General features: G+C 30.2%; 11 protein-coding genes. 3 read left to right on the forward strand and 8 right to left on the reverse strand.

Translation table 11 applies throughout. The features are described from left to right. Positions 1–223: 223 nt before the first annotated feature. The 3 genes from BM549_RS07910 to BM549_RS07920 are packed head-to-tail and all read left to right on the forward strand — an operon-like array spanning position 224 to position 3,675. Positions 224–2,392, forward strand: a complete 2,169-nt coding sequence (locus BM549_RS07910) for a histidine kinase (RefSeq protein ID WP_290469784.1) — start codon at positions 224–226, stop codon at positions 2,390–2,392. Positions 2,393–2,423: 31 nt separating this feature from the next. Further along, positions 2,424–3,161 (forward strand): LytTR family DNA-binding domain-containing protein, encoded by a 738-nt coding sequence (locus BM549_RS07915; protein WP_290469785.1) that lies wholly within the window; start codon positions 2,424–2,426, stop codon positions 3,159–3,161. A 1-nt stretch (position 3,162) separates the two neighbouring features. After that, positions 3,163–3,675: a gamma carbonic anhydrase family protein gene (locus BM549_RS07920; protein WP_290469786.1), complete on the forward strand. Its 513-nt coding sequence runs from the start codon at positions 3,163–3,165 to the stop codon at positions 3,673–3,675. A gap of 172 nt (positions 3,676–3,847) precedes the next feature. On the opposite strand, the gene murI is transcribed toward BM549_RS07920, so the two are convergent. The 8 genes from murI to BM549_RS07960 form a co-directional block, all read right to left on the reverse strand. Next, positions 3,848–4,630, reverse strand: coding sequence for a glutamate racemase (gene murI / locus BM549_RS07925; protein ID WP_290469787.1), 783 nt, complete (start codon positions 4,628–4,630; stop codon positions 3,848–3,850). A gap of 75 nt (positions 4,631–4,705) precedes the next feature. Continuing rightward, complete coding sequence (locus BM549_RS07930) at positions 4,706–5,206, reverse strand: OmpH family outer membrane protein (RefSeq protein ID WP_290469788.1); 501 nt, start codon at positions 5,204–5,206, stop codon at positions 4,706–4,708. 30 nt (positions 5,207–5,236) lie between these two features. After that, positions 5,237–6,229, reverse strand: coding sequence for an OmpH family outer membrane protein (locus tag BM549_RS07935; protein ID WP_290469789.1), 993 nt, complete (start codon positions 6,227–6,229; stop codon positions 5,237–5,239). A 234-nt stretch (positions 6,230–6,463) separates the two neighbouring features. Continuing rightward, the gene (locus tag BM549_RS07940; protein WP_290469914.1) at positions 6,464–8,995 is read right to left on the reverse strand and encodes a POTRA domain-containing protein; all 2,532 of its coding nucleotides are present in this window, start codon (positions 8,993–8,995) and stop codon (positions 6,464–6,466) included. A 52-nt stretch (positions 8,996–9,047) separates the two neighbouring features. Further along, complete coding sequence (locus BM549_RS07945; protein WP_290469790.1) at positions 9,048–9,785, reverse strand: isoprenyl transferase; 738 nt, start codon at positions 9,783–9,785, stop codon at positions 9,048–9,050. A gap of 1 nt (position 9,786) precedes the next feature. Next, on the reverse strand, positions 9,787–10,479 hold the full coding sequence (locus BM549_RS07950; protein ID WP_290469791.1) for a DUF6089 family protein: 693 nt from the start codon (positions 10,477–10,479) through the stop codon (positions 9,787–9,789). 144 nt (positions 10,480–10,623) lie between these two features. Further along, positions 10,624–11,499, reverse strand: a complete 876-nt coding sequence (locus BM549_RS07955) for an NAD kinase (RefSeq protein ID WP_290469792.1) — start codon at positions 11,497–11,499, stop codon at positions 10,624–10,626. Between the two features lie 4 nt (positions 11,500–11,503). Further along, positions 11,504–12,163: an acetoin utilization protein acuB gene (locus BM549_RS07960; RefSeq protein ID WP_290469793.1), complete on the reverse strand. Its 660-nt coding sequence runs from the start codon at positions 12,161–12,163 to the stop codon at positions 11,504–11,506. Positions 12,164–12,187 lie beyond the last annotated feature (24 nt).

The raw sequence follows: 12,187 nt of genomic DNA on the forward strand, positions 1-12,187 counted from the left end.
TTTAATATATATATATAAAACGCCATTGCATAGCAATGGCGTTTTTTGTTTCTACACATTTTATATTTAAAAAATGCAATTGAGTATATATAAGGTGTTAATGAGTGAATAGGCTTTTAAAATGAGTAAAACGTGTATATTAGTACATTATGTAATGCTATTTTAAAATTTATAGTTTTATTATACGATTAAAAGTGTGTAAGTTTATGTTTTACAATCTAAAATGATAAAATATATACAAGGCATTATTTTTTTGTTAGGCTTAATTTTAAGCCCGTTTGCTGTTGCCCAAACTAAAAGTAATGATGCTTCTGCAATTAAAAGTCAACAATTTACTATAAGAGGTACAGTTAAAGAAAGTGATACAAAACGACCTATTAAAAATGTAAGTATTCAAGTTAATGGAGGAAAATATACTTTTACAAATACAGAAGGCGCATTTAGGGTTGAAGCAAAAATTGGCGATGAACTTATAGTAAGTCATGAAGATTTTCATACTATTTATTATACAATAGAAAAAGATGAAAATATAGATGTAGAAGTAAAGCCTAATTACGAAAGTATACAATCTAAAAAATATAGAAATAATACAACGTTTGGAAGTCTTATAGATTCAGCTAAATTTTATAAAAGAAAATCTGCCGAAAAAAGCATCCAGTTTGTAAGTGAAAGTATAAAAAATAGCACATCGGCAAAAGAAAACGCCGAAGCTTTTGAAACACTTGGTGATATAAATATGTACTGGAAGCAGTATGATTTAGCTATTTCAAATTATAAAATAAGCTTAAATAGTGATCAAAACAATGGCGTAAAACTAAAGCTTGCAAATGCTTATAAGGCAAATAAAGAATATCAAAATAGTTTATTGGTTATACAAGGTTTAAAATTAAGTGACTTATCTAATTATCAAACTGTAGCATATTACGAAGCTTTAGGAGATACAAATAGAGCATTAAAAAAATACAATAGCTCTATAGACTTTTATAAAAAAGGATTAGAAGTAGCAAAACAGTATTTAATAAGCTCGAAAATAACAGATTTAAATTCAAAACTTGCACAAACATATAATGATAATGGAGCAAAAACAGAAGCAAAATCTTACTACCAGAACGCATTGTCTCTTGCGGCTAAAGAAAATAAATCTCGAGCAATAAAAGAAAAAATTAAAGTAGCAGATTTTAATAACTCTAATGCAGAATACGAAGAAGAAATAGTTTTAAGAAAAGAAGCTATACCACAAATAGAAGCTATAGAAACCGATTCTTTAATAGAGAATGAAAGCGATATTACAGTACAAAAACAAAATTATAAAATAGGAACTGCCTATTACCTTCAAAAAGACTATAATAAAGCCATTCCTTTTTTAGAAAAAAGTGTAGAAGAAGCCAGCAAAAGAAAAGATTTAGTAGTAGAAAAAGACGGAAACCGAAAGCTTTACGAAGTGTATAAAAGCGCAGGTGATTTTGAAAAAGCCCGAATTGCTTTTGATGAGTATGCAAAATCTTTAGAAAAACTATACATAGAAAAAGAACAGCAAATAACACAAATAGCGCGTTTTAACAAAAATATAGCCGAAAAACAAAACCGTATTATATCTTTAGAAAACGATAGAGAATTATCGCAAAGTAAATACCAATTAACAACAGAGCGAAATAAAAATCAAAAAATTATAATTTACTCACTAGTAGGCGGTTTGCTATTATTATCACTTGTAGCATACTTAATGTATAAATCTATAAAACAGCAAAAACTAGCAAATAATTTATTAGCATTAAAATCCTTACGAAGCCAAATGAATCCGCATTTTATATTCAATGCGTTAAACTCGGTAAATGGTTTTATAGCAATAAACGATGAGCGTACAGCAAACAAATATTTAAGTGATTTTTCTAAATTAATGCGTGCAGTATTAGAAAATAGCGAAGAAGATTTTATACCACTACAAAAAGAAATAGAACTTATAGAATTATATACAAAATTAGAACACTCTAGGTTTAAAAATAAATTTGACTATAATATAACAGTAGACAAAGCCATAAACTTAGACCACTATAAAATACCACCAATGCTGCTTCAGCCCTATATAGAAAATGCTGTATGGCATGGTTTACGTTATAAAGAAACAAAAGGCGTATTAGATATATCTATAAAAAAAACGGGAGCAAATCAAATTACTATTTCTATAATAGATAATGGCATAGGGCGTGAAAAATCTAAAGCCTTAAAAACAGCGAACCAAAAAAAGCAAAATTCAAAAGGTATGGGCAACATAAAAAAAAGAGTGTCTATATTAAACAATATGTATAAAGATAAAGTAGATGTTTTTATAGATAATTTTAAAAATACTGGCGATACAGGAACTAAAGTTGTTGTTACTTTAAAACGCGATTAAAAGCAACAACACACAATTTTATATTACAACCATGAAACTAACCTCAATAATAGTAGAAGACGAAGAAACCAGCAGAGAAATTTTAAAAAACTATCTCAGTAAGTACTGTCCAAATGTCGAAGTCGTTGGCGAGGCATCTAATATAAACGATGGATTAGAACTTATTAGAAACAATACCTTAGATCTCGTATTTTTAGATGTCGAAATGCCTTACGGTAATGCGTTCGATTTATTAGACAAAGTAGGCGATCGGCAATTCGAAACCATATTTGTAACAGCATACAACCATTATGCAATAGATGCATTAAATGCACATGCCTCTTACTATTTAATGAAACCCATAGCAATAGACGATTTAATAAAAGCAGTAGATTACGTTACAAAAATAAAAACCAAAGAAAACGCCTTACAAGATCAAGTTTTAGTACCCAAAGCACCAAAAAACATAGAAGGTAAAATAACACTACCACAACAAGACGGTTTCGAAATTATAAACACAAAAGATATACTATATTGTAAGGCAGACGATAATTATACAGAAATTTACCTAACCAACAATAAACGTAAAATAGTAAGTAAAACACTAAAGTATATAGAAGAAGCCTTAGGCGATATAAACTTTGCAAGAGTGCATAAAAGTTACCTAGTAAACGTAAACGAAATAATAAAATACGTAAAAGGAAAAGGCGGAAGCCTTATATTAACCAACGGAAAAGAAATTATAGTATCACCATCAAAAAAAGCACAATTACTCTCTTATTTTAAATAATATGCCAATAATAAAACCCGTAAACAACAAAGCACCACAATTACCAGACGATTGTTACATAGCAGAAAACGCAACAATTGTGGGAGATGTAACCGTAGGCAAACAATGCAGTATATGGTTTAATGCCGTACTTCGAGGCGATGTACATTATATAAAATTAGGAAACAAAGTAAACATTCAAGATGGAGCAGTAGTACACTGCACCTATCAAAAACACCCAACAAACATAGGCAACAACGTGTCAATAGGCCACAATGCAATAGTACACGGTTGTACAATTCATGACAATGTATTAATAGGCATGGGAAGCATAGTAATGGATAATTGTATAATAGAAAGCAATAGTATAGTAGCCGCAGGAGCAGTAGTTACACAAAACACCGTAGTAGAATCAGGAAGTATTTACGCAGGAGTACCAGCAAAAAAGGTAAAAGATATAAGTAAAGCCTTAATAAACGGAGAGATAAACCGTATTGCAGAAAACTATGTGAAATATTCCTCATGGTTTAAATAACCTTTGGGCATTCCTTTTTACAATAAAAAAATTGTAAAAAGTCGGGCTATCCACTATATCTTTTTGCAAAAAAAAGCAAAAAGGATGCCGTTACTATCCCTAATGCGGGCAAACCAATGTATATTAATTGTAGTTAAAAACAGGAGTTATTACAACACAGTAACAACAAACTTTAAAAATCTAGATGTTTAACATTAAAATTGCCACCTAAAAGCGATTGCATAACTGCCGTATTTTTAATGTTAATGTAAAAATCATTGTTAGGGTTTTTACCAATAGAGTTTAATAAATTATATTGTTCTAAAACAGACTTAGTTTGTTTAGCCACAGCCAACCCAGAATCTATAATTTTTACATGTTTAGGTAAAAGCTTTAAAAGTATAGGCATTAAATAAGGATAATGAGTACAACCCAAAACTAAATAATCAATATTTTTATCAAGCATAGGTTGTAAATACTTTTTAAGTAAAAACTCCATTTTAGGCGTATGTAAATCACCATTTTCAATTAGTTGCACAATACCTTCTCCAACTTGTTCAATAACCTTAATGCCATTAGTATATAAGTCTGTAGTTTTATGAAATAAAGCACTTGAAAGTGTGCCTTTAGTAGCAAGAATACCAATAACTTTAGTTTGCGTTTGTAAGGCAGCAGGTTTTATAGCAGGTTCAATACCAATAAACGGAATATTATAAGTATTTCTTAAAATGTCTATAGCGTTAGTAGTCGCAGTATTACAAGCAATAACAATAATTTTACAATTTTTTTCTATTAAAAACTCCGTGTTTTTTATAGATAAGTCAATAATATCTTTTTTGGTTTTAGAACCATAAGGAGCATATTTACTATCAGCTAAATAAATAGTATTCTCATTTGGTAATAGCGCGTGTATTTCTTTAAAAATAGAAGTACCGCCAACACCAGAATCAAATATACCAATCGAGTTATTTTGCATTGTGAAATTATATCAATAAAAATACAAAAGCCGCCTTAAAAAGGCGGCTTTTGTTATAATAATATTTTGTAAAAATTAGATGCCTAATTCTTTTTTTACATCTGCAAGTAAATCTTTACCATTAGCTGTAATTAAAGTAGCTCTATCAAATACATATTCGAAGCCTTGAGCTTTAGCTACTTTATTAATAGCATCAATAGCTTTCTTTTGTATTGGCTCTAATAAAGCAATCTCCTTTTTTTGTAATTCTTGTTGTGCGTTAGCAGCAAACTGTTGGATACTTTGTTGGTCTGTTTGTACTTCAATTAAACGCTTTTCGTTTTCTTCTTGCGTTTTTCCAGAAGCTTCAGCTTCATATCTCTTCATTTTATTTTGGTACTCTGTACGCATAGCTGCTAAATCTGCTTCGTAAGTTTTTCCTACTTTTTCCATTTCTGCTTGAGCAGATTTCATTTCTGGCATTAAAGAGATTAACTCGCTTACATTAACGTGTGCAACTTTAGATTGTGCATTTGTAAAACTTGTTGCTCCAATAAATAATGCTGCTGCAATAAGTAGTGTTTTAAATTGTTTCATTTTTAAAATAGTATTTGTGTGTTATAGTTATTAATTGTTTTCATCTTGATTTTCGTCGTCTTTAGCACGTTCTCTTTCTTCTTTTGCTTTCTTACGATCCTCTAAGATTTTCTTTCTTTTTTCTTCTAATTCTTTTTTTCTAGCAGCTCTGTCTGCTAATTTTTTTTGTCTGCGCTCTTCTAAAATTTGTTCTCTAGTTTTAGGTTCTTCTTCTTGAGTGCTTTTATTTACTTCACCTTCATTAGGCGTTTCTTCTTCAGTATTTTTTGCTTTGTTTCTTTCGTCTAGTTTAGCTTGTCTTGCGGCTTCTCTTTCTGCTAAAATTTTAGCTCTTTTTGCTGCAGCGGCTGCTTTACGTTCTTCAACTAATTTTTCTCTCGCTGCCTTTTTTTCATCTAGCAAACGTTGTCTTTCGTCTTTTCCTTCGTTAACTTCTACAACAACATCTTCGTCTTTAGCATTTTTAATGTCTTTTCTAGACTTAAGTTGTTTACGTTTAGATGCTCTGGTTATGGTTCTTAATACTTGCTCGCTCATATCAAAACGTTCTGCAGAGTATAGCATAACAACATCGGCAGATTTATCAAAAACAAAATCGTACTTTTTTGCTTTTGCAATGTCTTGTACTGCTTGAAAAATTTGATCTTGTACTGGTTGCATTAATTGCCTTTTCTGTATCATTAAATCTCCATTAGGACCAAAACGTTTTTGTTGATAATCTAATATTTCTTTTTCTTCAAAATTAATATCTTCTTCACGCTCTTCAATTAACTCTTTTGTTAATAAAGCTTTTTCTGTATTTAAAGCTTCGCGTTTATCTTTAATTTCATTAAGTCGTCCGTCTATTTCAGTTTTCCACTTTTGCACTTTGCTTTCTAATTGCGAAGTTGCTTCTGCATATTCTGGTACATTTTGTAAAATATATTCTGTATCTATATAGCCAATTCTAACACCACGTTGTGCATTAGCATTCCATGCGGTTACAGATAGTATTGTCAATAAAAAAAGAACTTTAATTTTCATCTGTTTAGTTTTTATATTTATAACGTATAAACTCAAAAATTGACAGATGATTGTCTTGTTACTGTCTTAAATTTTGAATTAATAGTTTCAAAATAACGAATTTTAATTTTAAAAATTTTAATTCTTGAACCAAATTCTTATTGTTCACATTGAAAATATCGTGCCAAAAATAAAAATTTTAAAGAATTCTATATACTAAATAGCCTTTAATTATAGAATTAAAGGCTATTGTTTTTAAAATTGTTGCCCAATTATAAAGTGGGTTTCCCATCCATGTTTTTGTGTTTGTCCTGGTAAGGCATCAAACCCATGACCAAAATCTATACCTAATAATCCAAAGGCTGGCATAAATATTCTTATACCTAAACCTGCAGATCTTTTTAGGTTAAATGGATTGTAATCTCTAAAGTTTTCATAAGATGCTCCAGTATCTAAAAAGCCTAATGCATATATTTTAGCACTTTGTTTTAATGTTATTGGGTATCTTAGCTCTAATGAGAACTTGTTATATATTGTACCTCCATCACTTGTTGATAGTGCTTGGTTTGGATATCCTCTTAAAGCAATTGCTTCTCTACCATCTAAGCTGTAACTTCCTAAACCATCACCACCAACAAAGAAACGTTCGAAGGGAATAATTCCTCTGTCTTGATTATACGCTCCTAAGAATCCAAATTCTATACTTGATTTAAAGACAAATTTGTCTATTAATTTAGTGTACCAATCTCCTTTAAATTTTATTTTATAGAATTCTAACCATTTAAATCGTTCTTGATCTATTTCAGATATTCTATCACTTGCTACGGCTGCTTGTCCTGCTGTGCTTGACTCATCTGCTAAGATGTCTAATTTATCTTCACGTTCTTCGTTTAAAGCTTCGTAATCTTCTCCATTAAATAAAGAATATGGTAAAGAAAATTTTGCTGTAATATTAAAGTTAGAACCACCTGTTGGGAATATTGGATCGTTAAATGTGTTGTTTCTACTTAAACCTACTGTATAAGAAAGGTTGTTTGAGTAACCATCACCAAATGTAAATAGGCCTGTATTGTAGTTTTTTAGATTATAATGTTGAAAACTTAAGGCTTGAGATAATGTAAAATAATCATCTGGTACAGATAAACGTTTTGCTAAACCAAATGTAATTCCTGTAATATTAAAACGTCTGTCTTTATCTGCTCTACCAGTTGTAGCATCGTAAAGAAATTGTTTTGTATGTGATAATGACGAAGAAAACTGTACTGGTTTTTTACCTCCTAACCATGGCTCTGAAAATGAGAAGCTATAGGTTTGATAAAAACGACTGGCTTGTAATCTTAAAGCTAATTTTTGTCCGTCACCAGTTGGTATTGGTTTATAGGCATCACCATTAAATAAGTTTTTTATAGAAAAGTTGTTAAATGATAATCCTAAAGTACCAATAAAACCGCCACCACCGTAACCACCTTGAAGTTCAATTTGGCTAGATCCAGCTTCTACTACAGAGTATTCCATATCTATAGTACCGTCTTCTGGATTAGGGTTGTTAAAGTTTGGTGTTATTTGTTCTGCATCAAAAAATCCTAGTTGACTAAGTTCACGAACAGTACGTACTACATTTGCTTTTCTATATAATTCGCCTGGTCTTGTTCTTATTTCTCTATAAACAACATGGTCGTTAGTTTTTACATTACCAACTACAGATATTCTATCAAAATATACCGGTTTACCTTCGGTAATTCTAATTTCCATATCTATTACGTTATTATCTGCACTAATTTCTACTGGATTTATTGTAGAAAATAAGTAACCATTGTCTTGATAAAGGTTTGTAATGTCGTTACCATCTGGTTTGGTTTCGTCTGCAATTCTTTTTGCTAATTCTATACCATTATATGTATCACCTTTTTCAATACGTAATACTCTTTTTAAATAGTCGTCTGTATAAACGGTATTTCCTACAAATGAGATGTCTCCAAAGCTGTATTTTTCTCCTTCTTCAATTTTAATATTTAGAGCAATATTTTTTTTGTCGATAACTGTCATTGTATCTGCAACAACTCGCGCATCTCTATAACCAATAGATTTATATTTATTGATTACACTTTCTAGATCTTCTTTATAATCTGCTTCAACAAATTTTGATCGTTTTAAAATACGAATTGGATTTTTTCTTTTCGTATTTTTCATTGCTTTTCTAAGCTTTTTATCGCTTAATACATTGTTTCCTTCAAAAGTAATATCTTTAATTTTTACTTTTTCTCCACGGTCTACGTATAGTAACATGTTTACTCTAGCTTTTTCGATAGAGTCTTGAACTTCTACTGTATTTATGGTAACTTTTGTGTTTAAAAAGCCGGCTTTTCTATTTTTATTTTGAATGTAATTTTTAGTAGTAGTAATTAAATTCTCGGTAACTTTTACTCCTTTTTGAAGGTTGTTTTCCTTAATTAATGCTTCTTTTTTACTCTTTTTTACTCCTTCAATTTTTAAGGTGTTTAATTCTGGTAGATCAGAAAGTCTTATTTCTAAGTATGCAGCTCCTTCTTCAACTTTAATTAAATAAACTTCTATATCACTAAATAAATTAGAGGTCCATAGTTTTTTTACAGCATTACTTATTTCTTCTCCAGGAATAGAAATGTCTTCTCCTTTTCTAAGGCCAGAATAAGTAACAATAGTTTGTTCGCTAAAACTAGTGTTTCCTTTTACTGTAATGTCTGCTATTGTGTACGTTTTACTGTTTGCGTAAGATAGGTCTTGAGCTTGTGTAAAAAAACTAGCCATACAAATGGCTAATATTAAGGTGTATTGTAAAATTGTTTTCAATTGTAATTGTTTAGCTAATTTGTTCACTTGTTTTCCCAAAGCGTCGTTCTCTTTTTTGATATTCTATTATAGCATCACACAAGTGCTGCTTTGTAAAGTCTGGCCAAAGTGAATTAGTAAAATATAATTCGGCATAGGCTATTTGCCATAACAGAAAATTACTAATACGTTGTTCTCCACTCGTTCTAATTAGCAGGTCTACGTCTGGTAAATTTTGCGTGTAAAGATGCTCATTTATAATCGATTCGTCAATATTTTCGGCAGAAATTATATTATTTTTAACTTTAACACTTATTTCTTTAATAGCATTTACCATTTCGGCGCGAGAACCGTAGCTTAATGCTAGTGTTAAAGTCATTTGTGTATTGGTTTCGGTTTTGCCAATAACTTCAATTAATTCTTTATATACCTTTTTTGGTAAACTTTGTAAGTCTCCTATGGCATTAAGTTTAATATTATTGTCTTGTAACGTTTTTATTTCTTTTTTTAGTGATGAAACTAAAAGTTTCATAAGTGTGTCTACTTCTAACTTTGGTCTATTCCAATTTTCTGTAGAAAAGGCATATAAAGTTAGGTTTTTTATACCAAGCTCTGTCGCTGCTTCTACAGTTTCTCTAACAGACTTTGTACCATTTTCATGACCTATGGCTCTAATTAAGCCTTTTTGTTTAGCCCAACGACCATTACCATCCATAATAATGGCGATGTGTTTGGGTAATTTTTTTGTATTTATTTTTGATGTATCCAATTTATTCTGGGCAAAAGCATGGGTTTCGGCCAAAGGTATACGTTAAAGTAATACCTGTAAACATATACCAATCATTATTATTAACATTACCAAAACTTACAGAAGAGTCTTCGTCTCCATAGTCTGGTATGCTTCCATCTATTTCGTCTGAAAATGTATATCGTGCTCCAATTTCTAAAGCTAATATAAAATTTGTAGATACTGTTGCTTTATAGCCTACTACCATTGGTATACCATAGGCTAAGCTTGAAGTGTCTTCTGGTGTTAAGTTGCCTTGTCTATCAAAAAAGAAATTATCGTGTTTGGCAATACTTATTCCAGTATATAAGTATGGTGTAGAAACAAAATCACCATCATGCAAATCAAATGGTAAAAAGGTATATTCCATACCTAAAGAGAGTTCTAAAATATCATTATTAAATTCAAAACCTCTAATTTGTCTGCTAGGGTCATCAGAATCTGTATCGATTCCTTCTAATTCTGTATACATTAATGAAATTCTATACGAGTGTCTTGGACTTCTATTCCATTTATAAATAGCGCCTAAAGCAACATTATTAGGGGCAATATAGTTTGTAGCACCAACATCACCAATAAAATTACTGCCACCAAGAAAAACACCAAATTCGTTAATTTGGGCAGTGCTAATTTGTGTGCTAAAAAATACTATTAATAAAAGCGTTAAATACCTCATGAACCTTCAAAGTTTGCAAATATAATAAATAAGATTAGCCTACAATAATTTAGGCTAAATTGTTACAGGTTAAAACAGTAATTAACTTGATTTATTGTAAAAATTAAACTTTGAATATGATAATTAACCAATTTTTAGTCTAAGTTAGTTACGTTTGTCTTCTCCCCAAAGTAGTTTTTTTCGTAATGTAGTTAAAAAGCTTTCTGAGTTTAACTCTATTAAATTTATAGTAAAAGGCGATTTTTTTATGGTTATTATAGTATCGTTTGATAGTGTAGCGATTCTAGAATCTAGAGATACTAAATAATTATCTTCTCTACCGCTTACTTTTAATTCTATAATAGTAGAGTCTTCTATTACTAATGGTCTTGCGCTTAAATTATGAGGTGCAATGGGTGTTAATACAAAACTTGTTGTATCTGGTGTTATTACAGGACCTGCACAACTTAGAGAATAGCCTGTAGAACCTGTTGGTGTAGAAATTATTAACCCATCACTCCAATATGAGGTTAAAAACTCACCGTTTAATTTTGTGTCTACAGTAATCATGGAAGTTGTATTTTTTCGACTTATGGCTATTTCATTAAGTGCGAAATTAACGTCTTTAATGTTATCGTTTTCTGGCGTAGTTTCAATAGATAACAATGTTCGTTTGCTAAGTGTATATGCTTTATTTTTTATTTGCTGTATTGCTTCTTTTATATTTTCTGGCTGTATTGTTGCTAAAAAACCTAGCCTTCCGGTATTTATTCCAATTACAGGAATATTTAAGTCTTTTACAAAAGTAATTGCTCTTAAAATAGTACCATCTCCACCTATACTTACAAATAAATCGAAAGTTTTATCTAAATCTGTAAAGGTATTATATGCAGAAATGTTACTAAGTTCTTCTTTGATATTTTTATAAAATTCTGCTTCAAGAAATAGTGTTGCGTTTATTTTTAAAAGTTCTTGAGTTAAAATTTTTAGTGAATCTTTAGATTGTTTTTTTGGGTATTGACTATAAATGGCAACCTTCATACAATTACATATTTAAATATTTGTTTAAATAATCTGATCGTTCTTTTAAGCCTATTAAATATTTATCATCTTCATAATTAGATAAAACATTGTAGCTGTAGCGCCTAAAAGACTGCATGATTTCATTTAAATCTGCTTCGCCAAGTTTTATAGTTATTTGTGCGACGTCATTTTCAATTTTAGAAATAAAAGCACCTAAAAGTTTACCATTATTAGACTCTACAATTTGACTTATTTCACTAAAAGAATAATCTTGTAAACTTTTTTCTATAATAAGTATAGAGCCAGGTTCAGAGAAAAAAGGTGTTTCGTTAAAAAGACTTATTACATCATTTAATTCATAATACCCTAAGTAAACATTTTTATTACTAAGTACAGGCATTATGTTAGTAGAATTTTGTGCAAAAGCTTCTAAAATATCAAGCCAATTGGTATCTTCTCTAACAAAAAAACCTTCGGCAGAATAGCTATAATCTTTAATAAGTTTTTCGCTGTCAAAACAATGGGCGTCATTTTCAGATATGCATCCTAAATAAATGTTGTCTTCATTTTTAATAGGAATATGAGAGTAAGTTAGCTGGTTAAAAAGCAATTGAATTTCGCTAACTTTATCTGTTACAGCAACAGGTTTTATGTCGTTAATTATATAGTTTAAAAGATTCATTCTTCTTATTTCATTTTTATGCAA

This window comes from Lacinutrix sp. MedPE-SW, from assembly GCF_001874145.1.
In the GTDB taxonomy this organism is placed as follows: Bacteria; Bacteroidota; Bacteroidia; order Flavobacteriales; family Flavobacteriaceae; genus Lacinutrix.